The 21339-nt window shown below is 33.6% G+C and carries 24 protein-coding genes and 1 pseudogene; 5 read left to right on the forward strand and 20 right to left on the reverse strand.

Features of this window, described 5'->3' with window-relative positions; genetic code table 11:
* Positions 1–79: 79 nt before the first annotated feature.
* The gene (pdxR, locus tag DM800_RS22640) at positions 80–1513 is read left to right on the forward strand and encodes a MocR-like pyridoxine biosynthesis transcription factor PdxR (protein WP_147787628.1); all 1434 of its coding nucleotides are present in this window, start codon (positions 80–82) and stop codon (positions 1511–1513) included.
* A gap of 121 nt (positions 1514–1634) precedes the next feature.
* Here pdxR and DM800_RS22650 read toward each other — a convergent pair whose 3' ends face one another.
* Positions 1635–2564: an NADP-dependent oxidoreductase gene (locus tag DM800_RS22650; RefSeq protein WP_048547280.1), complete on the reverse strand. Its 930-nt coding sequence runs from the start codon at positions 2562–2564 to the stop codon at positions 1635–1637.
* Between the two features lie 195 nt (positions 2565–2759).
* On the opposite strand from DM800_RS22650, the gene mle reads away from it, so the two are divergent.
* Positions 2760–3614 carry a BCA family alpha/beta fold macrolide esterase gene (gene mle, locus DM800_RS22655; RefSeq protein ID WP_147787629.1) on the forward strand — a complete coding sequence of 285 codons (855 nt, stop codon included), beginning with the start codon at positions 2760–2762 and terminating at the stop codon, positions 3612–3614.
* A gap of 118 nt (positions 3615–3732) precedes the next feature.
* On the opposite strand, the gene DM800_RS22660 is transcribed toward mle, so the two are convergent.
* The gene (locus DM800_RS22660) at positions 3733–4068 is read right to left on the reverse strand and encodes a hypothetical protein (protein WP_147787630.1); all 336 of its coding nucleotides are present in this window, start codon (positions 4066–4068) and stop codon (positions 3733–3735) included.
* An 11-nt stretch (positions 4069–4079) separates the two neighbouring features.
* On the reverse strand, positions 4080–5249 hold the full coding sequence (locus DM800_RS22665) for a ParM/StbA family protein (RefSeq protein ID WP_000025617.1): 1170 nt from the start codon (positions 5247–5249) through the stop codon (positions 4080–4082).
* Positions 5250–5459: 210 nt separating this feature from the next.
* Between DM800_RS22665 and DM800_RS22670 the strand changes: the two genes are divergently transcribed.
* A complete protein-coding gene (locus DM800_RS22670; protein WP_097890132.1) occupies positions 5460–5861 on the forward strand; it encodes a DUF2178 domain-containing protein in 402 nt (133 codons plus the stop codon).
* Between the two features lie 44 nt (positions 5862–5905).
* Here the strand turns inward: DM800_RS22670 and DM800_RS22675 are convergent, their stop codons facing one another.
* The 7 genes and pseudogenes from DM800_RS22675 to sleB all read right to left on the reverse strand — a co-directional run bounded on the left by DM800_RS22675 (position 5906) and on the right by sleB (position 11381).
* Positions 5906–6442, reverse strand: a complete 537-nt coding sequence (locus tag DM800_RS22675; RefSeq protein ID WP_087983901.1) for a DUF1697 domain-containing protein — start codon at positions 6440–6442, stop codon at positions 5906–5908.
* A gap of 1 nt (position 6443) precedes the next feature.
* Positions 6444–7525: pseudogene (locus DM800_RS22680) on the reverse strand (aromatic acid exporter family protein).
* 109 nt (positions 7526–7634) lie between these two features.
* Entirely contained in the window at positions 7635–8132 is a 498-nt protein-coding gene (locus DM800_RS22685) for a GNAT family N-acetyltransferase (RefSeq protein WP_087983899.1), read from the reverse strand.
* Between the two features lie 26 nt (positions 8133–8158).
* On the reverse strand, positions 8159–8515 hold the full coding sequence (locus DM800_RS22690) for a hypothetical protein (RefSeq protein WP_087983898.1): 357 nt from the start codon (positions 8513–8515) through the stop codon (positions 8159–8161).
* Between the two features lie 107 nt (positions 8516–8622).
* The gene (locus tag DM800_RS22695) at positions 8623–9219 is read right to left on the reverse strand and encodes a YhcN/YlaJ family sporulation lipoprotein (RefSeq protein ID WP_048547299.1); all 597 of its coding nucleotides are present in this window, start codon (positions 9217–9219) and stop codon (positions 8623–8625) included.
* A 26-nt stretch (positions 9220–9245) separates the two neighbouring features.
* On the reverse strand, positions 9246–10586 hold the full coding sequence (ypeB, locus tag DM800_RS22700; protein WP_147787632.1) for a germination protein YpeB: 1341 nt from the start codon (positions 10584–10586) through the stop codon (positions 9246–9248).
* A 15-nt stretch (positions 10587–10601) separates the two neighbouring features.
* Positions 10602–11381: a spore cortex-lytic enzyme gene (gene sleB, locus DM800_RS22705; RefSeq protein ID WP_048547302.1), complete on the reverse strand. Its 780-nt coding sequence runs from the start codon at positions 11379–11381 to the stop codon at positions 10602–10604.
* Between the two features lie 144 nt (positions 11382–11525).
* On the opposite strand from sleB, the gene DM800_RS22710 reads away from it, so the two are divergent.
* Positions 11526–11858: a DUF3889 domain-containing protein gene (locus DM800_RS22710; RefSeq protein ID WP_048547304.1), complete on the forward strand. Its 333-nt coding sequence runs from the start codon at positions 11526–11528 to the stop codon at positions 11856–11858.
* 85 nt (positions 11859–11943) lie between these two features.
* On the opposite strand, the gene DM800_RS22715 is transcribed toward DM800_RS22710, so the two are convergent.
* From DM800_RS22715 to kynU, 4 genes are all read right to left on the reverse strand, one after another.
* Positions 11944–12861 (reverse strand): serine hydrolase domain-containing protein, encoded by a 918-nt coding sequence (locus DM800_RS22715; protein ID WP_097890129.1) that lies wholly within the window; start codon positions 12859–12861, stop codon positions 11944–11946.
* Positions 12862–12978: 117 nt separating this feature from the next.
* Positions 12979–13818: a tryptophan 2,3-dioxygenase gene (kynA, locus tag DM800_RS22720; RefSeq protein ID WP_087983895.1), complete on the reverse strand. Its 840-nt coding sequence runs from the start codon at positions 13816–13818 to the stop codon at positions 12979–12981.
* A gap of 32 nt (positions 13819–13850) precedes the next feature.
* On the reverse strand, positions 13851–14480 hold the full coding sequence (kynB, locus tag DM800_RS22725; protein WP_087983894.1) for an arylformamidase: 630 nt from the start codon (positions 14478–14480) through the stop codon (positions 13851–13853).
* Positions 14481–14482: 2 nt separating this feature from the next.
* Positions 14483–15769 (reverse strand): kynureninase, encoded by a 1287-nt coding sequence (gene kynU / locus DM800_RS22730; protein WP_147787633.1) that lies wholly within the window; start codon positions 15767–15769, stop codon positions 14483–14485.
* A gap of 159 nt (positions 15770–15928) precedes the next feature.
* Here kynU and DM800_RS22735 point away from each other — a divergent pair, with 159 nt between their 5' ends.
* A complete protein-coding gene (locus DM800_RS22735; RefSeq protein WP_147787634.1) occupies positions 15929–16540 on the forward strand; it encodes a TetR/AcrR family transcriptional regulator in 612 nt (203 codons plus the stop codon).
* 271 nt (positions 16541–16811) lie between these two features.
* Here DM800_RS22735 and DM800_RS22740 read toward each other — a convergent pair whose 3' ends face one another.
* The 6 genes from DM800_RS22740 to DM800_RS22765 all read right to left on the reverse strand — a co-directional run bounded on the left by DM800_RS22740 (position 16812) and on the right by DM800_RS22765 (position 21273).
* Entirely contained in the window at positions 16812–17051 is a 240-nt protein-coding gene (locus tag DM800_RS22740; protein WP_073515272.1) for a DUF3953 domain-containing protein, read from the reverse strand.
* Positions 17052–17072: 21 nt separating this feature from the next.
* Entirely contained in the window at positions 17073–17318 is a 246-nt protein-coding gene (locus DM800_RS22745) for a DUF3977 family protein (protein WP_087983891.1), read from the reverse strand.
* Between the two features lie 112 nt (positions 17319–17430).
* Entirely contained in the window at positions 17431–19281 is a 1851-nt protein-coding gene (locus DM800_RS22750; protein ID WP_147787635.1) for a sigma-54-dependent Fis family transcriptional regulator, read from the reverse strand.
* Between the two features lie 314 nt (positions 19282–19595).
* Positions 19596–19934: an NIPSNAP family protein gene (locus DM800_RS22755; protein ID WP_088063669.1), complete on the reverse strand. Its 339-nt coding sequence runs from the start codon at positions 19932–19934 to the stop codon at positions 19596–19598.
* A gap of 4 nt (positions 19935–19938) precedes the next feature.
* Positions 19939–20490 (reverse strand): GNAT family N-acetyltransferase, encoded by a 552-nt coding sequence (locus DM800_RS22760; RefSeq protein WP_088063670.1) that lies wholly within the window; start codon positions 20488–20490, stop codon positions 19939–19941.
* Positions 20491–20502: 12 nt separating this feature from the next.
* The gene (locus DM800_RS22765; RefSeq protein ID WP_147787636.1) at positions 20503–21273 is read right to left on the reverse strand and encodes a DeoR/GlpR family DNA-binding transcription regulator; all 771 of its coding nucleotides are present in this window, start codon (positions 21271–21273) and stop codon (positions 20503–20505) included.
* Positions 21274–21339 lie beyond the last annotated feature (66 nt).

Raw genomic sequence — 21339 nt, forward strand, 5'->3', positions numbered from 1 at the left:
TATAACAGTTACTTAAAATTGTAGTTGATTCTCTTTATATTTTTCGCTTTAATAAAATAAAAACGAAAAAGGTGAAACCATGAAGATTGTCCTTCGTAAAGAATCCAACATACCGTATTACCAACAAATATATATGCAAATCGTTGAAAGAGTACAAAGTGGCATGCTTGCACATGGTGACCTCCTTCCATCTTTACGCTCTATGGCCGAAGATTTGCAGATTAGCCTATTAACTGTTCGTAAAGCATACAAGCAATTAGAAAAGAAAGAATATATACGCATTGAGCAAGGAAAAGGTGCTTATATACATAAACATGTAAAGAAAGATTCCAAACCAATTCCGTACAAATGGCAACAAACGAAAACGATTAATGTTATGAGATCTCAATATGCAATGAATCAGCACCGAAAATATTACGATTTTTCACAAGCGATTTTGTATCCTCGTTTATTGCCAAATCCATTCTTAGCAGACGAAATGCATAAAATACTTCATAAAGACCAGATGATCCTAGCAACTTATGGGCCAGTACAGGGTGATTATGAACTGCGAGTTGAAATAGCAAATTACTTAAGTGAACACCAGAATTTAGTGACCGATCCATCTAAATTATTAATTACAAGCGGAGCACAACAAGGAATTGATTTAATTGCTCAAACATTATTAAAACCTGGTGATATTGTATTAGTGGAAAGTCCTTGTTACAGTGCTGCGCTTGATATTTTCATCAATAAAGGTGCTAAAATTATACCAGTTTCTCTTGATAATCATGGAGTTCGCTCCGACTTAATCGATGATATTTGTCAAAGTAAAAATCCCGTATTATTGTATACGAATCCAACTTTCCAGAACCCGACAGGTACAGTAATGAGTAATGAACGGCGAATGGAACTTATAGAACTAGCAGAGCTATATGAGTTTTTTATAATTGAAGATGATTCTTTCGGGGAAATATATTTTGAGGGTGCTACTATTTCCTCTCCTATCAAAAATTTTGATACGAATGGTCATGTAATATATATAAAAGGATTTAGTAAAACGTTAGCACCAGGATTGCGTATCGCATCTCTTATTGCCGATGGGCCTATTTTTGAATGGTTATATGCTGTAAAAGGTTCAATGGATATCGGTAGTCCTTTATTAACGCAAAAAGCACTCCTTCCTTTTTTACGTGCAGAACGTATGAAAAATCATTTAGAAAAATTACGTACGGCTTTACAAATTAGACGTGATATAACGATTGATATGTTATCACCACTTAAAGAATTACGATTTGAAATACCAAATGGTGGCTTTAATTTATGGATTACACTTCCTGATTCGATAGATCCCTTTACCTTATTACAAAAAGCAAATGAAGTAGATGTCTCTTTTTTACCAGGAACAGCTTGTCTATTAAATACAGATATAAGTAATAACCAATTACGGATTAGCTACTCGATGTTAAATGAAAAAGATATGTTGATTGGTTTAGAGAAATTACATGATACAATACGAAACTGTATATTATAGAAATAACATTACATATCCAATAAGAAATACTATCCAAAATGAAAATGTGACTTTTTGGATAGTATTTTTTTCCGCGTTTTTTGTAGTTCAACTTCACTTTCTCTACAAGCCACTATTTTCATTATCCTCCGACTTTCATTACAATTTTACCTCTAATATGTTGACCTTCACTCAAAATATGAGCTTCTCTAACCCCCTCTTCATTAAACGGCACAACTTTACTTATAATTGGTTTTATTTTTCCGTGTACAATTAATTTTGATAATGCTTCTAATTGCTTTCCGTTTGGTTTTAGCCATAAAAACCCTGATTTTATCCCTTTTACTTTTTGAATTGGCTCATGAACAATCGAAACTAACACACCACCAGATTTTATAATTTGAAAGCTTTTTTCTTGTACTTCGCCACCTATTGTATCTAATACAATATCGAAATCTGATAGTAACTCTTCAAATTTATCTTTTTTATAATCAATAACGAGATCTGCTCCTAAAGACTTTAAAAACTCTTCATTCTTACTACTTGCAGTTGTCGCAACAAAAGCTCCAAATGATTTTGCGATTTGGATTGCTAAACTTCCAACTCCACCAGCTCCAGCATGAATGAGTACTCGGTCATGTTCTTTTATTTTTGCGTAATCTACAAGACTTTGCCACGCTGTAAGTCCTGCAAGAGGAATAGAAGCTGCCTCTTCGAAACTTAGATTAGTAGGCATATAAGATACTAAATCCGATTTTACTGTAATGAATTCAGCATAAGAGCCCTTCCCTATATTTTCAGGTTTCGTAAATACTTTATCTCCTACTTTGAAGCACTCTACCTCTTCCCCAACTTCTTCAATAACCCCAGCTACATCCAATCCTAAAATAATTGGAAATGAAAATCGCAACTGTTCTTGTAAGTCTCCTTTTCTTATTTTCCAATCAACAGGATTAACAGATGTCGCGAGAATACGTATCAATACCTCGTTACCTTTAACAATTGGTTTTATAACTTCTCTTTCTTTTAATTCTTCAACATTACCATATTGATCTATAACAATTGCTTTCATTTCCATTCCTCCTTGCTATTTATTTTAATAACATACAAATATTTCTCAAAATTTTTTGCCTTGAATTATCATAAACTTATTTTTGGGGGTAATTACGTAAGAAGCGTTATGAATTCCGTAAAAAAACGTACACTCACCTTAGAATCGTTCAAAACTGTATTTTCAATTACATTCAAAAGAAATGGGGAGAACTCTATGACTGAAAAGATATTTAAAATAAACGGGATTGATATATGTACAGAAAGCTTTGGGAACCCTAAAAACCCAGCTATTTTATTAATTATGGGTGCTACGTGTTCAATGGTTTATTGGGATGAAGAGTTTTGTGAACAGTTAGCTAACACGGGGAAATTTGTTATTCGTTTTGATAACCGTGATGTGGGATGCTCTGTTACATATGAGCCTGGAACTTCCAATTATACAGTTACAGATATGGCTGAAGATGCAATTGGGGTCCTCGATGCTTATCATATTGATAAAGCACATCTATTCGGTATGTCATTAGGTGGAATGATCACTCAAATTGCTGCTGTAAAACATCCCGAAAGAATTTTAACGTTAACATTACTGGCTACAAGTGTGATAGGCTCTGACGATAACACGCGCGATTTACCTCCGATGGACGAAAGAATTTTAACACATCACGCAAATGGCACGCATTTAGATTGGACAAATAAAAATGTTGTAGCAAAATATTTAGTTTCCGGATCTCGCCTATTATGTGGGTCCAAACGAACATTTGATGAAAAAAGAGTCTATAATCAAGTAAAACAAGAAATAGAACGCGCAAACAATCTATTAAGTATGTTTAATCACGCTTTACTTCAAGGTGATGATGCTTATGAAGGTGTGCTTCACTCCATACAAGCACCTACATTAGTTATTCACGGAACAGACGATACTGCACTCCCTTTTGAACATGGTCTCGCACTTATTGATGAAATTCCTAACTCAGTCCTACTAACCCTTGAAGGCGCAGGACATGAAAATCATCCTGATGACTGGGAAGACATCATTCATGCAGTTATTGAACATACATCTAAAATATAGATAAATAACGAATAGAAGGGGCACACCATAATTTGTGCCCCTTCTATTCGTTACATGTAAAAAAGCCCATCACTGTATCCGTATGTATAGTGGTGGGCAATACTTATTTTTTCTATGTTTAAAAAAACGGACAATCTAATTGATCAACAGATTCCCATGATTTTTTTTTTATATTATCGGTGGATTTATTAGCTTCTAGTGGCACGTTTTTAAAGGGATTTACTTCGATCTTTAATAAAGATGATGGCTCCACGTATAATGAGAAAACATGGCTACTTGGTATAGCTTTTGACACATCAATATCTCCTACTTGTTTAAAGAGTTGCTGCGCTGCAAAGAAAAAGAAATTGGTTGGGTTTGATTGTTTATTCAGCCATGCAATCATTTCAGGTGATACTGATTTATGAATATTGATTTTTACTCGATCACCACGTTTATATCGCCTAGATCGCATACTTCCACCAACTAACTTATCGTTAAGTTTGTAAATCCTAACTCTTTTTGCTTATGCTCTCTATATTTTGGCGAACAAGTGTAGACTAATAATCCACGTGCATTTGTAAATAATGGATTATCTACAAAGATTACATTTGTTAGTCGTCCTTTTTGTTTTAAAATCATTTTTAAACTGTTTTTAATAATTACTGCGCCCCCGCCATAAATAAATACGTATGGATCGTCTTTCATGTCATCAATTTTGTTTATGATATCTGTTGCGACACGCGCTGCTAAACCTAATAATGCTGGTTGTGATTCTTCAACTAGTAACGCATTTCTTGGGTGCTTTTCATTTAAATAAATTTGGTTAAACTCTGTAATACTATCAATCGTCTTTGTTGGATACTTCCGATTCCATCTTGTAATAATTTGTAGTAACGTTTCTTTCACACCGTATGATAAGCCCTTACTTAGTTGTGGTCTAAAGTTCACACCTAGTGAAACTACTTCTTCTGTCGTCCCTGCACCAATATCAAAAGACAATAAAGTTTTATCAACAAAATCAATTTCTGAAACTTGATTTTGTTCACATTCTATTTTATGTTTCACTACATTTCCTTCTTCATCATATACAATGCCCCACGTACCAGAAGCGCCCTCAGGTAGGCATTTACAATATTCGATTGAAATATTAATTGTCACATCACGTCCGTTTGGATAATGGAACACAACCTTATGATTGCCCATATAACGTTTCGCATTTTCCGCAGCTATTTCTTGTGTAATAAGCTGCATAGGAAGAGCAACAGATAAATCATAACGAATATTAATATGACTAGAAGTTGGACTTTGACGCATAGCACTTACTGCTAAACCAGATAGAATTGTAATAACCATTAACTCATCAGTTGACTTATTTGATTTCTTCTCAACCTCAGTGCCTTTTAATTGGTCTTGAATGACTTTTTCCCCAACGATATACCGCACGTTATTTAACATTAGCGATGGAGAACTAATGGTCACGTCAATGTGATTTTCTAATTCAGATAATGACACATCACTCTCATCTAACAATCCTGTAGGCTCTCCTATATATAAAGAATATATACTCGGAATAAAAATAGGGTCTTGCCCTTTCACCATTAACTTCAAACCGTTATTTCCTGCATCAGCACCAGCTTTTAATAGAATAGACATAACTACCCCCTAAATTAATCTGACATCCCTTCCAAATATATGCGAGCCCATTCTTTTACATTCAAATGTAATGTAATTTTTTATTAATCATAAAAACAAAATATCATGTTCTTGCACCATTTGTGTAAAAAGTATTTGACATAAAATTTTTCCAATTTTATACTATAGATGTAAATAGTTTTTTACAACTATGGAGGTGTCATTTCTAATATGAATCGCAAAAATTACATTTTACTAACAATCGTTTTATCGTTACTTGGAGTACTTATACATGGAGTCTATAAATACATCTCTGAAGGTGCGATTTTAGGTGGAACAATCTTCGCAAGTGCAATAATAATTAGCTACCTCATCAATCATATTACGTGGGGAGATCCAAACGGAGTATCGGAAGAAAGCCAAGATGAAATGGGACAGCAAATACAATATAAAAGTTTTAAAATTGCTTATTTTGTACTTATATGTCTTATGTTTTTTGTTTTACTATTATCAGAAGGATTTGAATTCCTATTACTCGATGAAATAAAGAATCTTCCTCTTTTTATCGCCCTTTGTTCTTCATTCTTTATTTATCCTATCGTCGAACTTATAGTCGCAAAACAATATAAATAAAAAGGTGAGATTTTCTATATACAGAAAATCTCACCTTTTTATATTTATATACCCTCAACTATCGCTTTTAATTTATTCACAGTCCGCCAATTTCTTACTGTAGCTGGTGTATGTAACTTCTGAAACTGGTTCATTAATTTAGAATTTCGAATGCTATTTTTGAAAAATAAATACACAACTTTTTCATGAATATAGCAATCTTCAGTCTCATTTTTTTGCATAAGCAGCTGATCTTTTTCTTTTTCAGAAAGTTCGTTTGCTAAGAAAGCAACATGTATACTTTCACCTTCTAGCAATGAATCGGCTTCATAGGGGCATCTTTTTATCATATTTATAAATTCCTCATGTGTTCTTAACATGACTGGAACATCAAAACCAAAAACGTTTTTAATTTCCGATTGTATTCGTTTATTTAAAAAATCAACATCATTTTCAGATTCGAACACGATATTACCGCTTTGAATATATGTTTTAACTTGTTTTAACTCTATTGATTCAAACATTTGTTTTAAATCCGCCATTTTGATTACCTTATGCCCGCCTACATTGATTCCTCTTAGTAATGTAATATAAATTGTCATATCAATCCTCCCCATTTAAATGAGCCGAACAATTGAGTTGATTTTCACTCTCATATTTCTCGGATATTTGTTTTAATTCCTCTAACATATCATGTATAGATAATACCTCAAACAAAATGATAGATTCGCTTGAAAAGTGATGATGATATTGATTTGGTTTACAATGTCCTAAATCATTTTTATAATCCCAAAATTTTTTGTCTAATTCATCAATCAGTTTAAAATGTTCTTCATCTATTTCATTACAATTATTTCTTAATATAGAAATTACAGAATGAACCGTTCGCTGTAATATCTCTTTTTTATTTTGTGACCAGTCCCATGTTTCAATTGGTGCTCGAGCTAAATTATCTATATGGTAAATAATTTGCTGCAATATATGGAGTTGCTTCTGCATGGCTAAAAAGCTTCTCATTTCCTTCTTTGTATGTCGATGATATTTCCAATCTTTTTGCTCATATTGAACAAATTGTACCGCTTTATGTAATGATAAATTTAAACTAGATAGATTATGAGTTGTCTCTTTCGTTATAACTTTCCCTTCAATTAATGCATTAAGCCATTCCTCCATAATATTTGCTGTTTTAACAAATAGCTCCTCTGTACATCCCGAAATGGTTTTAAGGTAGTGTGGTGGCAAAATGAAAAAATTCACTAAAGTAGATACTATAATACCAGTAGATGTAGTAGCTAATCGAATTAAAAATGAAGTGAAATAATGATCTGCCGTAATAGGGATCATTGCAACAGCAGTTAATGTTGCGACTAACGTTCCCGCATGTAACTTTAGTTTTTGACATGTAACGATTGTAAACATCGCTGCTAACGCATAAGAAAGAGCCTGATGACCTAGGGAAAATGTGAAAGTCATTGCATACGCCGATCCAATTGTTGAAGCTGGAAAACGAATTAGCCCTTTTTTTATAGAATCCGTTGCAGTTGGCTCAATCGTTACAATAGCCGTGATGACAGCAAAAATAGTGGGTATATTGAAAAATTCACAAACTAGAACTGTAAGAAAAACTGCTATTCCGTTTTTTATCACCTTCCTCCAACAATATTCCATTTTCTAACTTGATTCATTTTGTATTTCCTTCATTTCTATTTCATTTATATATATAATCTACATTATATATCGTACTAAATAAAAAAACTTACTACTTTGTTATGCAAGAGTAAGTTTTTCTTCTCGTTATTTCATGATAGGTAAATGCATTATAATTTGTTGACCGATTGGTCCCATTCTTCTAAAGCCTTTATCTTGGAAGCCGACTTTTTCATATAAATTTTGTGCAGGAATATTTTTTTCATTCACAGCAAGTACAACCTCATTTTTTATCGGGAAATAACGTTTTACAAACTCTTGTAATAATGCCAATGATTTTTTAGCGTATCCTCTTCTTTGTCTATTGTGATTTATAGAAAACGAAGTTAAAAGTAAAGCATCTTGATTGTCTGTGAACTCCTGTACTCTATCCCCTGTTTGCAATGCGAAAAGACCAACAGGTACCCCATTGTAATCTAAAATAACAATCACATTTTTTGTTCGATCACTTTTTGCTTTCTCCAATAATTCACCTGGATCTGATGTGAATTGAACTTGTTCACTTGGTAAAGTAAATGTTTGTATAACTTCTTTATACTTCTCCTTATACGGAACTAATTGAATTTCCCCTGTATGTATGTTCATGCTAAACTCTCCCATTTTTCAACTTATTAACTTAAACCTTGCTGCGCTTTTGAATGCACTTTTCCATCTAAAAAGGTAATTTCAACTAATGAAGTTGGATCGCTTCCCTTCCATGAAAAAATTTGTTTAATTTGTGTAGAATCTTCTACACCTTCTTCTATAAGTAAATTACCTTCAAAACCAATTACATCTTTCACTTCAATATAAGTCATTCCTTCATTTATATTCGAGAAATGTTTTATATTGATAGACTCTTTCTTCTCAATTTCCAACACAGTAGAAGAAGTCGCTGTTTGTTTTTTTACTTCTTTCTTCTGTTCACACGCTGTCATACTGAAACCTAAGCATAAACTACATACTATTAATGCGCTTTTTTTCATCATAACAGTTGTCCCTCCCACCATAATTAAACCATATATTCCCTTAAAAATAAACTGAATATTAAATATTATATTGAAAAATCCCCGTACAATTAAGTACGGGGTTAACTTTATTTATTCAAATGATTATTTGATTGGTCATTCTGTTCTTTTCTTAGTTCTTGTTCTTCATCTTTTGGTAATTGTTTATCATTATCTTTAATTGGATTCGTTTCTCGATTTTCAATCATGTCATTTGGAACTTGTGGCATTACTCGGCCAACAATTGCTGCTAACTCATCAAGTATACCTTCACCTGTTTTTCCTTTTTTAATTTGCTTTCCAATTTGTTTGAGTCGTTCATACGTATCAACATCCGCTACAACGACTGCATTAGCACCATCCGGATCGTTTTTTAAACTTTCTGCTACAGAGTATTTAATGGACTCCACGCGAGTTCGATCGAGTTTCGCTTTTACATCAATACCTACAATAGCATATTTCCCCACAACTACCGCTGTTGCATCATTCACACCTGGCACACTTGCGGCTAAAGATGCTAAATGGTCCGCCGCTTTTTCATTTGGCTTATTTGGTTTGTTTGTATAATTAACATTTTTCGTCGAAACATTTTTTTGCTCTGGTTTTTCGTTTGGATTGTCCTTTTTTCCAATACTACATCCTGTTATAAAAAAGCAAAGCATCAACATATATATTAAGATCTTCATTATTCTCACCACTTTACTATTAAAGTTTAATCATAAATTTTTTCAACAGCTTGCATTTTCTTCACTTTTTCCTCTGCTCCGCTATTTGCATTAATGAAAATTTGGTACGTATCTTTCCCTAAAGTACCTACAAATTCATAGCAAAGTACTTCATTATGCAAATCATTTACAACTACGGCTTTACGTTCTTCCATAACTTTAACATCTGGATTGATTTTCTTTCTTGCTTCTGCTGCAGTTAGCTTTGCTGAGGGAACTGTTCGTTTTTGGTGTGATGCTAAATATTCTTTTGCAGAAAAACCAACGATAGAACCATCATCTAAAGCAATTTTCATTTGAATTGCTTCTGGATAAATTCGTACGCCATTCTCATTTACTACATACGTAAATACACCAACGTTATCATATTGTGAGCTATCAAAAAGCTCCATATTATTAAACTTGTGGTCCTTTAAAAATTTCAAACCTTTACTTCCTGCATCGTTTAAACTAATTTTCTGTTCTTTAATTTCTCGGTTATTCATAACCCAAATTGGATATCCGCCTTTTCCGGTAATATCCATATAAAACTCATTATTCGTTGCTGGATCTTTTATTTTCACACTATAGAAAGATTCTTTCGCACCTTTTCCGCTTTTCTCAACTTCTACTTTTTCATTTCCTTTTAAATTCAAAAATGATTTTGCGATTTTCGCCGCTTCATCTTTAGAAATTGCCTTTCCTTCCGCTTCAAATCCACCTTTTTTATTTTTTTGTGCACTTGTAAAGGTCGGTCCGAAGTTTGTAGATGAATACGATGTTACGTTTTTCTCTACTGTTTTTAATCCATCAATAATTGTATTGTCTGCAGGATCACGATTTGATGCGAGTGCCATCTCAACATCCATCCAGCGTAAATTATTTTTCAAAACAAGATGTTGTACTTTTCTTAGTTCATCTTGTATATTGCCTGCATTTGAATATAAAGTTTCCAACGTTTTGTATTCTTGATCATTTAACGGCTCTTTTTCTAAATCACGAATGGCTGCACGGTAACTAAAATCACCGATATTTGCTAAAAATTCTTCCGTTTTATTAAAAGGCATTAATGTTAAAGGCAGTTGTCCTACATCCGAACGAGCTACAGATGTTATTCTCCATACGTCTGCTAATGCAGGTGATAAAGATGCACGTGAATTCATCGCGAGTGTTGTTCCAATTTTGTCGTGCAATAAATCAACCTCATATGCTAAATCATGAAACGCACGTTGATAGCTATTTTCTGCTCGAATTAATACTGCATTCTTCTCTTGATGTTCTTTGTAGCCCCAATATCCTATTCCAACTACACCGACTGTTAATAATACGATTATAATACCTCGTAACATAGTTCCACCTCCGCTCTATTTACAGAAAATATGTTTCCCGATCTTTTTAATTTGTGGACGAGTCCAAATCCATTTACTTGTTGCGGTATCTGGATTGAAATAGTACAATGCATTTCCTGTTGGATCCCATCCATTAACTGCATCTAATACAGCTTTTTTCGCTGTTTCATTTGGCGTTAAATATATTTGTCCGTCTGCTACCGCTGTAAATGCTCTTGGCTCAAAGATTACACCCGAAACGGTATTTGGGAATGATGCACTTGTAACTCGATTTAAAATAACCGCAGCTACTGCAACTTGCCCTAAGTACGGTTCACCACGAGATTCTCCATATACTGCGTTTGCCATAAGCTGAATGTCATTTTGAGAATAACCATTTGGAACATTTGTCCCTTTATTTTGAGATGGTTTATTTTCTTGTGCAGTACCACCACTATTTCCTTTATTCGTTGTCGTTCCTTTATTCGCTGTTGACTTGTCATACTTCGTTGCTTTTACTAGCATTTGCTTCGTTTTAGCTCCAGCTAAACCATCAACAGGTAATCCGAATTTCTCTTGAAAATTTCGAAGTGCCCAGTATGTACCCCATCCGAAAACACCATCCACTTTTCCCGTATAAAATCCGTTATATTTCAAACGAGATTGCAGTTCAATGACATCTTCGCCAGATGCTCCTCTTTGAATGACTTGATTAGAAAAAGCTTCAACATTTTTTAGTTGTATACTACTTACCATCAAAGATAGTCCTATGAATGCAAGTAAAATTGCTATTTTAAAAATAGCTTTTTGACGCATGATTTTCCCTCCTTAATTACGGAAATGATTTCTTGGTTATGTTTTGTAAAAGCCTCGCTTTTATGTAAAGAAGACAAAAAAATCCAAACTCATATCGTTGAAAAAATATGTAAACAATATAAAAAAATATAAAAGGAGTTCATCATGAAAAAATTGTTAAAGCGTATCGCACTCGTCATTTTGTTCATAACTACATGTTCAAATATATATACTGTCCCATCAATTGTTCATGCGCAGCCTCCGTATGCCAAATGGGGGAAACTTGCTGTAGAAAAGACGAAAGAACAATACCCAAAAGCGGAGATTATTGATTACCTTCATATAGGTAGAAAACCGAAAACCGTTCAAATAACGGTTGAAAAATTTAAATTGTGGCTACGTGAAGATGGAAAAGAATATGGTGTTTTTGTTGATGTAGAATTTGAAACGAAGACAGATAAATTTATAAAGATGACATTTCAGAAGACGAGTAGATAAAATGAAAGAACCCGCACTGTTTATGCGGGTTCTTTCATTTCTATAATCCATCCCTAAATTTACACCTTTCAAACATTCTCTCTTCTTATATAAACTTATAATGCTCCTGTACATGCTCAATAAACAATTTCAATGGAACAAGTCCACGTTTTGGCATATGACTACTTATTACAGCAACAAGTTCTAACTGTGGAATGATAACGATGTATTGTCCGCCATATCCCATAGCAAAATACATACAATACGGTATGTGAAATCTTTCGTTATTCAAAACCCACCAGTGATATCCATAAGCCCCCACATGTTCATACGTTTCAAATAGAGCTTTACTAGATTCTTCTAACCATTTCGATGATACAATTTCATTCCCTTGCCAATATCCATTCTGCAAACATAATATTCCGAGCTTTAATAAATCTTTAGATTTCATTTTCATACCGAAACCGCCGACATGTATGCCTTGCGGATCTTGTTGCCACTCATATTCGGTAATTTCTAACGGATCAAATAAGTACCTTTTCGCAAACTGCTCTGTCGACATTCCAGTAGCTTTTTGAATAATGTAGCTAAGCAAATGCGAAGAACCTGAGTTATAATTCATTTTTGTAGCGGGTTCTTCAATAATTGGTTTTTCTAATATGTATTGCACCCAGTTTTCCGATTCTACAAAATCATTTGGAAACACTACTCCATTTCCGAACTCTTTCCAATCCTCACCTGTAGTCATCGTTAATAAATGATAAAGAGTCAAATCCCGCTTTTCATTAGATACATTTTCAATCCACTCTATAATCGGTGTATGTATATCATTTATATATCCTTTATCGATTGCGATACCAATTAATATAGATACAATACTTTTTGTAATTGAATTTATTTTATATAAATTATTTTCACACTCTAACGTTTTATAATATGCAGTTGTTAACTCACCTTTTTGATAAACAAGAAATGTATTTACTTTTTTCTTTTCAAATTTATTTTCTAGTTGCTTGAAATCCAAAACTTTACCTCCAATTAAATCATTACCTAATTTATTATATCTTGTAGTTTTCATTAAAACATACTTATGTTCAAATAAAAAACAAACCTGCCAGTAATAAACTGACAGGTTTGTTTTTTATAATTTCGTACGAACATTCCAAAGCTCTGGGAAGAAACATTGATCAAGTACCCTTTTCAGATAAGATACACCAGAAGATCCACCTGTTCCCATTTTATGACCAATAATACGTTCTACCGTTTTCATATGACGGAAACGCCATTGTTGTAGCCAGTCTTCAATATCGATTAATTTTTCAGCAAGCTGATATAAGTTCCAATACTTCTTCACATCTGCATACACTTCTATCCATGCTGCTTCTACTGTTGCGTCTTCTTCATAAGGCTGCGTAATATCACGATTTAACACATCTTTATGAATAGGGAATCCTTCTTTTACAAGAGCTTGAATTGCCACATCATACAAACTTGGTGCATGTAGTGCTGTATGAAGTCGAGCGTGTAATTCTGGATCTTTTTCATAAATTTTTAATGCGTGCGGCGTTTTATAGCCAAGCGCATACTCAATCATACGATATTGATACGATTGAAAACCTGAAGCTTGACCGAGTGAGTCACGAAACTCAATGTACTCTGATGGTGTTAATGTCGCAAGAATATCCCAAGATTGAATAATTTGCGACTGAATTTTTGATACACGTGCTAACATTTTAAAAGCTGGTTGTAATTTATCTTGTTTAATAGATTCAATCGCTGCGTTTAACTCATGTAAAATAAGCTTCATCCAAAGTTCACTTGCTTGGTGAATCACGATGAATAACATTTCATCATGATGATCTGATAATCTCTTTTGAGAAGATAGTAAACTATCTAATTGTAAATACTCCCCGTACGTCATATTCTCTTTAAAATCCGTATGAATTCCTTTTTCCATAATTACCTTTTCGTTTTCTTTCATATTAGCCAAACGCCCCTTTTATGTAATTCTACTTATATTGGTCTAATAACTGCTCGAACTGGACTTCCATCTGCATCTGTTAAGGCAAGTGGTAATGCGATTAATTCATAATCGCCGTCTGCTACATGTTCTAGTACGACATTTTCTAAAATGTGTATACCATGTTTAAACAATTGGTGATGCGCTGCTAATTCTTTATCGTCTAATGGATCTACTGATGGTACATCTACCCCAATTAAACGAATTCCCTTTTCAGAAAGAAATGGTGCGATATCAGCACGTAAATGCGGAATTACATCCGGGAATTCATTCGCTTTACCATGTGAAGATGTGCGTAACAACAAGCGTTCTATACCTTCTAAATGAAAGGTTTCTAATTCCTTTTTCCCAATGCTTTCAAGATTAGAAACATCAATGATCCGCGCTGGACCGACATAAACTTGAACATCTAAATCTATTACTTTCTTTCCATCATTATCAAAATGAAACGGTGCGTCAATATGAGTACCTGTATGAATACTCATCGTTAGCTTTCCGACATTTACTGAGCCACTTTCTTCTTTTGACCATGAAACTTCATACGAGAACGGTGTATCACCTGGCCAAGTAGCAATATCATTATTTAGCGGTTGTGAAATATCAATCCACTCTGAAGCTTTCATACTTATGCCACAACCTCTCGCTTATTTTCAAACTGCTTATACGCTTCATCTTTCATAATTTTCTTTAATATTTGTACAGATTTCCACACTTCTTCGTATGTGTTATATAAAGCGACCGGCGCAAGTCTTACTCCATTAGGTGCACGGAAATCAGGGATAACTCCATTTGCCTTTAACGCTTTACATATGCGTGCTGCTTCTGCATGTTCTAAATAAATGTGCCCGCCTCGTTTTTCATCCTCTAATGGATTTCCAATTGTAAATCCGTAATCTTTTAATTCATAATCAATTAAATCCAGCATGTATCTTGTAATATGTAGCGATTTTTCACGTAAACGTTCTATACCAGCATCTTTAAATATTTCAAGAGAACCAATTAAAGGTGCAGTACTTAATACGTGCGGTGTACCAATTTGATAAGCACCTGCATGATCAGAAGCTGTTAATGTATGTTCCATATCAAACTGCTTATCTTTTCTAGAACTAAACCAACCTGATAATCCTGGAAGTCTATTAAAATGCTTTTTATTTACATAAAGGCCCGCAACTCCACCAGGTCCTGCATTTAAATATTTATAATTACACCAAATGGCGAAATCAACATCCCATTCTTTGAAATGATGCGGAATAGAACCGATTGAATGACATAAATCAAATCCAATATGAATACCACGCTCATGAGCTTCCGCTGTTAAACGTTTCATATCAAGAATTTGTCCACTTCTATATAGTATAGAAGGCAATAAAATTAACGCGATATCATCTGTCATTGCTTGAATAATATCATCTTCAGAAAGTGTTCTACCGTCTCGGCTCTTCACTCGTACTAAATGCTCATTTGGATCTAGACCCTTTAAACGAATTTGACTTTGAAGTGCATATATATCTGACGGAAATGTTAATTCATCAGCAAGAATTTTTGTACGTATTCCTTTCGGCTCATAAAACGTCGCAATTACTTGGTGAATATTCGTCGTTGTGGAACCGGTTACAATTGTTTCTTCCGGTAAAGCTCCAATAAGAGGCGCAGTCAATTCACCTAATTTCTCCGAAAGGAAAAACCACGGATGCTCTCCTTCAGTCCAGCCGTCAATTCCATACTCCTTCCATGAATCGAGCAACGTAAGTAATGATTTCTCTGCTCTTTTTGAAAGTAGCCCTAATGAGTTTCCATCTAAATATATCGTTCCTTCTTTTTTATAGAATTCAGTTTGAAAATCTTTCAGTTCATCATGTTTATCACATTCAAGCGCATATTCATAATTCGGTTGAAATGGTTCTTTATACATGGTGTCACCTTCTTTTAATTTTCTTTTTATTCTAACTAATTGGAATATATCACCTTAGTTGATATAACGTCAATGATATTATGTCAGTTGACTTTATATATGAATTCCTTTTACAATACAGTTATATTTTCAGATATTTCAGTATAAAGAGGTGGTTCTTTGAAAAACAGTACTCTTTCATCAAGAAAACACCGCTCCTTAGAAACAAAGAAGAAACTATTACACGCTGGTTACACTATTTTTATACGTAACGGATTTCAAAAAACGACTATTACAGAAATTATTAAACATGCAGAAACTGGTTATGGAACGGCATATGTATACTTTAAAAACAAAGATGATCTCCTTATCGTTTTAATGGAAGATGTCATGAATCAATTTTATGATATTGCTGAGCGCTCCTTTTCCCCTCAAACGAAAGAAGAAGCACATAAAATGATTCAAAATCAAGTTAGAGCATTCCTACAACTAGCAGAAAAAGAACGAGCTATATTACAAGTTGTGCAGGAAGCAATTGGATTATCAAAAGAGATACGTCAAAAATGGGACGAGATACGGGAACGCTTTATAAACAGTATTACGCAGGATATTACATACTCTCAAGAAGGTGGATTAGCACAGCCTGAATTAAATAAAGAAATTGTAGCACGTGCTTGGTTCGCAATGAATGAGATGTTTCTTTGGACGATTGTAAAAAATGATAAAAAATTAGAGTTAGGAGAAATTGTGCATACATTGACGGAAATGTATACGACTGGGCTATATAAATAGCACACTCATTTATATAGGTGTGCTATTGTATGGTCTATAAAAATATTTTATCTGGTTATGGTGATGCTAAAAGTGTTTTTTTTAATAACGGGAATGTCTTAGCAATATTTCCAAGGTAAGAAAAGAGAACATAACCTTACCTCTTCTGAACTTACTTATTGGATAACAGAAAGATTTTGTATTGATAAAGAGATGTACCAAACAGCTATTAAAATTTTTAATGAGCAAACTTCAAAAAAATAACCTGTTACTCAACAAATTAAGTACCAGGTTATTTTAAATATTTTATTACCGATACAATAATACAAATTAGCGATGTAAGTAAAAGCAACAGTCCCATATTCTTATTCTCTTTTTCATCCTTCTTAACATTTTGTATCCCCATTCCAGCAAGCATAAAACCTAACAATAATTGCAAAATAAGCATACTTTGCTTCGAATCATCATTCCAACTGTAAATAGAATAGCCCATTACAATAATAGCGAGTATAAATGTGGTAATTCTAATCATAAAAACACCCCCTATTTGATTCTATTGTGTTAACCTACTCACAATTCCAACAATAAACTTATACTCAGCTCTACTTTTTCTTACTTTCTTAAACCCTTCTTTCGTATCAAAAATAAAACACGTTTTCCAAAACCAAATTCGTACATATAAAGACTCAAAATAAATAGGTTTTATAATTCCTCGTTCCTCAAATTCAGTTCCATCTTTATTTTCTATTTCTGTTCGAACGAACCACCTATTTCCAATACCAATTTCAATATACTTCACATAAGTCCACCTTTCGGAAATTAATTTTTAACTATTCTATTATTTCCCCGGCAAGCGCACATTCCGACAGAACATGAGCCCATAAAGAAAAAGTAGATTACAAAAATCTACTTTATAACTTATATTTTTGCATTCGTTTATAAAATGTACTTCGAGGTACATCTAACAGTTTTGCAGCTAAAGAAACATTTCCATTCGTCTTTTCTAGCGCTTCAATCATACTATCACGCTGTATTTTTTCACGGAAATTTAATGTATGCTCCGTTTTATTTTCTGCTTGCAATTCAAGTTGATGTTGATTTCCCATCATTGTTTGTAATAAAAAAGAGATTTGTTTTTCGCATATTTCCCGTCCTTGCGACAAAATGTAAATACGTTCTAATGCATTTAATAATTCCCGAATATTTCCGGGCCATGTATGCTGTGAAAATTGATTACAAATACTCTTTGGAAATACAACATTCCAATTCTTTCGTCTACAAAAATCTTGTATGAAGTACGGAATATCCTCTTTTCTTTCTATTAACGATGGAACATAAAGTGGATAAACATGTAAACGATAATATAAATCTTGACGGAATTTCCCTTCTTCTACTAATCGCAGTAAATCTTTATGTGTCGCAGTAATAATACGAATATTTAGCGGTACCTCTTTTGAACTGCCAATTGGGGTTACTGTTCGTTCTTGTAAAACACGCAATAATGCGACTTGCATCTCTGGTGGCACTTCACCAATTTCATCTAAAAATATTGTTCCACTGTCTGCTTGTTCGAATTTCCCTTTATATCCTTGACGTCGCGCACCTGTAAACGCACCTTCAGCATAACCGAATAATTCACTTTCCATTAATTCTTTCGGCAACGAACCGCAGTTAACAGCTATAAAAGGACCATTTTTTCTTGGACTATTTTCATGAATCGCTCTCGCTACATATTCTTTCCCTACACCTGTTTCACCACAAACATATACACTAGCGTCAGTTGGAGATACAAGCTTAATTTCTTCTAACGTATGTTGAAATGCATTGCTTGTCCCAATAACTCCATGGAAAGTAATTCCGTTAATAAATTTGGAAGTAGAAAATAAATTCTCTCGTTTATTTTCTTTTACATAAATACATTTCCCGATCATTCTATCATTACTATATACTGGTACTTCTAATTTAGGTTTCAATCCATTTTGTATTAAATCTTCAAGTTTCATTCGTGACCAATTAGAAACTTGTTCTCGAACCTTCTTGCTTGCAGAAACGATAACATCACGATGATTACAAATGACAACTTGTTCATCACTGTCAATTACATCTAAAAAACGATGGATTAAATGTAGTTCATTTTGATGCACTCGAATACTACATTCACGTTCAATCGCATGTGCAATTGAAGTTACCATCCCTAGCATATACGGATGTGAAAATTCAATTGGACAGGAGAAATCTAGAACACCAATTAATTTCCCATCATCGTTATGAATCGGAGCGGCCGCACAACTCCAGCTATGAGATGCGACAGAATAATGCTCTGTACCACTTATCATAATAGCCTCTTCAATCTGTAACGCGGTTCCTATCGCATTTGTACCAACAGCTGCTTCCGTCCATTTCACACCCTCAATGAAGTTAATATGTTTTGCTCGTTTTAACGTTTTTTGATTTCCGCTTAACGATAGAACGTAACCGTCTGGATCAATTAATAATGCCATCATTTGCAGTTCATCAATGGTTTTCCTCATATTTTGTAATTGAGGTATTGCTATATCAAGGAAGATTTCACTCTTTTTCTTTTGATCTTGAAAAATATTAGAAGACAAAATTTTCTGACCTTTATTCATATGAGGATTCACATTTGCTTGTTTACATCGATGCCATGACTCTGAAATTCTTTCGTTCATACGGTTCGAATCAAGGACTCCTTCATCAATAAACTTTTTCCATGTATGTAAGTAAAACGGTGAAGCTAACATTGTATCATCTCCCTATTCATTATTTTGGAGATCTGTAAAAACATACTTTTATTATAAAACCGAATAAAAGCGTTTTCAATAAAACTAGAAAGACGATACAAATATGTTAATAATTTGAATATCTTAATGCACTTCTTTATTCTTTTTTAGTAAAACTATATTTTGTATAATAGACGCAAAGAAAATACATAACCAAAACCACTTTTGTGGATTGCCGTTTATAAAGAAAACTATCAACGCTATTGCAAATAAAGTAGTGGATGCTAAACTAAAATATAATTTTGTTTTAATTCCCACTATCCCTCACTCCTCTATCACTTTACAGTACATATTAACTCTTCATGTTTTAACTCTAATATGTACTTTTGTAAAACATATTCTCTTCCACCATGTTTTTCATACCAATCCTGTATTCTTTTAACATGCATCTCGTCACTTCTAATTTTTGATTCAATGTCTTTATACTGTTCATAACTGTCATATTCCCATATGGCGAATATTTCTGTTGTACCATCATTATTATCTTTCATCCAGCGTCCTATTAGCCTGGAACCATGCTTTAACTGGTTAGGTAAGTTTGTGTTAGTAAAATGCTCATTAAATATTTCTACAAATTCATTTTTTACTATATAGTACTTTCTTCTGTAAAACATCCCACTACACCTCTTTTATGAATCTTCCCATTACAACCGTATTATAATACTTCCCATCCGACAGCTTTTTGTCATTTTTCAAAATACCTTCTACTTCAAAACCTAATTTTTTATAAAGTTGAATAGCTTTTTCATTTGTCTCTAGCACTTGTAATGATATCTTTTTCACTTCATTTTCATCAGCCCACTGAATAGATTGTTGCAAGAGACTCTTACCGATTCTATATCCCCAAAACTCTCTTAAAATACAAACACCAAATTCTACCTTATGGGATAATCTCTTCAAATTTGATCCTTCACATCTTGAAAATCCTACGATTTGGTTGTGCACTTCTGCAACTAAAAACAGATTCTTTATCTCTTCACTATCTGTTTTTATTATTTTTTGAAACCCTATCTTATTTATAAATCCCTCTCCAGCTTCTCTATCCATATTTTCAGTTTCGCCATCGATCTGAACTCTAATTTCTGATAACTGCTCAGCATCCGTTTCAGATGCAGAACGAATTGTATAAGTTAATCCATTTATATGAAACTCTTGTCCTTTTATAATCATTACAAACTCCTTTTAAATGCAGTCTATTGATGCGATTATAATTTCTTTACCCTGTTTCTCAAATTGTTGAATCGTTTCTTTACTAGCTTCTTCATCTGTTATTATAAGGTCAATTTCTATCAGTGACTCTCCTTTTATAAAGCAGTCTCTTCCAAGTTTCTTATGAGGAGCTAAACAAATATTTCTTCTAGCAATTTTACTTACTCTTTTTCCAAAATAAGCAACTTCCGGAGTTGCAGTACTTATACCGTTCAATGAAATGCCACCACCTGTAGAGAAATAAAGATCAATAGATAATCTACTTATCATTTCAGAGGCAAGTGTATCTGTCATATTCCCTGATGGTTTCACCTTTCCACCAATTAAGTATGTATCAATGTTCTTATATTCCCGTAAGGTACTAGCAATTTCTAAAGCATTCGTAATCACTGTAAATGACATTTCAGGTAAGTATTTTAACATGGCATAATGAATAGAAGCCCCGCCAATAAAAACGGAATCTCCTTCTTGTATGTAGGATGCAGCAACTTTCGCAATCGCTTCTTCACCTAGTGAACTATCACGACAACGTTTCAATGGTTCAGCAGTTAAATTCCTTACTCTAGTAAGTTCGATTGCACCTCCATGTGTTCTTTTTAACAAGCCATCCTTCTCCATAATAGATAAATCTCTTCTTATAGAATCAATAGACATATCGAAACTTTCCGCAAGATCTTTAGCAATTACCCTTCCATCTTTCTTCAGTAACTCTAAAATTTTTTCTCTACGCTCTTCAGTAAACATGTTCCCACCACCATTATTGAAGATTCAGAAATTTAATCTTTATTTTAATTATATGCACGCCTCTTC

It is taken from the genome of Bacillus sp. AY18-3 (genome assembly GCF_008042305.1).
Taxonomy (GTDB): domain Bacteria; phylum Bacillota; class Bacilli; order Bacillales; family Bacillaceae_G; genus Bacillus_A; species Bacillus_A wiedmannii.

Excerpts from the sequence above, each read along its gene's own strand:
- pdxR (WP_147787628.1), top strand. The coding sequence starts at position 80 with ATGAAGATTGTCCTTCGTAAAGAATCCAACATACCGTATTACCAACAA.
- DM800_RS22650 (WP_048547280.1), bottom strand. The coding sequence starts at position 2,564 with ATGAAAGCAATTGTTATAGATCAATATGGTAATGTTGAAGAATTAAAA.
- mle (WP_147787629.1), top strand. The coding sequence starts at position 2,760 with ATGACTGAAAAGATATTTAAAATAAACGGGATTGATATATGTACAGAA.
- DM800_RS22660 (WP_147787630.1), bottom strand. The coding sequence starts at position 4,068 with ATGCGATCTAGGCGATATAAACGTGGTGATCGAGTAAAAATCAATATT.
- DM800_RS22665 (WP_000025617.1), bottom strand. The coding sequence starts at position 5,249 with ATGTCTATTCTATTAAAAGCTGGTGCTGATGCAGGAAATAACGGTTTG.
- DM800_RS22670 (WP_097890132.1), top strand. The coding sequence starts at position 5,460 with ATGAATCGCAAAAATTACATTTTACTAACAATCGTTTTATCGTTACTT.
- DM800_RS22675 (WP_087983901.1), bottom strand. The coding sequence starts at position 6,442 with ATGACAATTTATATTACATTACTAAGAGGAATCAATGTAGGCGGGCAT.
- DM800_RS22685 (WP_087983899.1), bottom strand. The coding sequence starts at position 8,132 with ATGAACATACATACAGGGGAAATTCAATTAGTTCCGTATAAGGAGAAG.
- DM800_RS22690 (WP_087983898.1), bottom strand. The coding sequence starts at position 8,515 with ATGATGAAAAAAAGCGCATTAATAGTATGTAGTTTATGCTTAGGTTTC.
- DM800_RS22695 (WP_048547299.1), bottom strand. The coding sequence starts at position 9,219 with ATGAAGATCTTAATATATATGTTGATGCTTTGCTTTTTTATAACAGGA.
- ypeB (WP_147787632.1), bottom strand. The coding sequence starts at position 10,586 with ATGTTACGAGGTATTATAATCGTATTATTAACAGTCGGTGTAGTTGGA.
- sleB (WP_048547302.1), bottom strand. The coding sequence starts at position 11,381 with ATGCGTCAAAAAGCTATTTTTAAAATAGCAATTTTACTTGCATTCATA.
- DM800_RS22710 (WP_048547304.1), top strand. The coding sequence starts at position 11,526 with ATGAAAAAATTGTTAAAGCGTATCGCACTCGTCATTTTGTTCATAACT.
- kynA (WP_087983895.1), bottom strand. The coding sequence starts at position 13,818 with ATGAAAGAAAACGAAAAGGTAATTATGGAAAAAGGAATTCATACGGAT.
- kynB (WP_087983894.1), bottom strand. The coding sequence starts at position 14,480 with ATGAAAGCTTCAGAGTGGATTGATATTTCACAACCGCTAAATAATGAT.
- kynU (WP_147787633.1), bottom strand. The coding sequence starts at position 15,769 with ATGTATAAAGAACCATTTCAACCGAATTATGAATATGCGCTTGAATGT.
- DM800_RS22740 (WP_073515272.1), bottom strand. The coding sequence starts at position 17,051 with ATGATTAGAATTACCACATTTATACTCGCTATTATTGTAATGGGCTAT.
- DM800_RS22750 (WP_147787635.1), bottom strand. The coding sequence starts at position 19,281 with ATGTTAGCTTCACCGTTTTACTTACATACATGGAAAAAGTTTATTGAT.
- DM800_RS22755 (WP_088063669.1), bottom strand. The coding sequence starts at position 19,934 with ATGTTTTACAGAAGAAAGTACTATATAGTAAAAAATGAATTTGTAGAA.
- DM800_RS22760 (WP_088063670.1), bottom strand. The coding sequence starts at position 20,490 with ATGATTATAAAAGGACAAGAGTTTCATATAAATGGATTAACTTATACA.
- DM800_RS22765 (WP_147787636.1), bottom strand. The coding sequence starts at position 21,273 with ATGTTTACTGAAGAGCGTAGAGAAAAAATTTTAGAGTTACTGAAGAAA.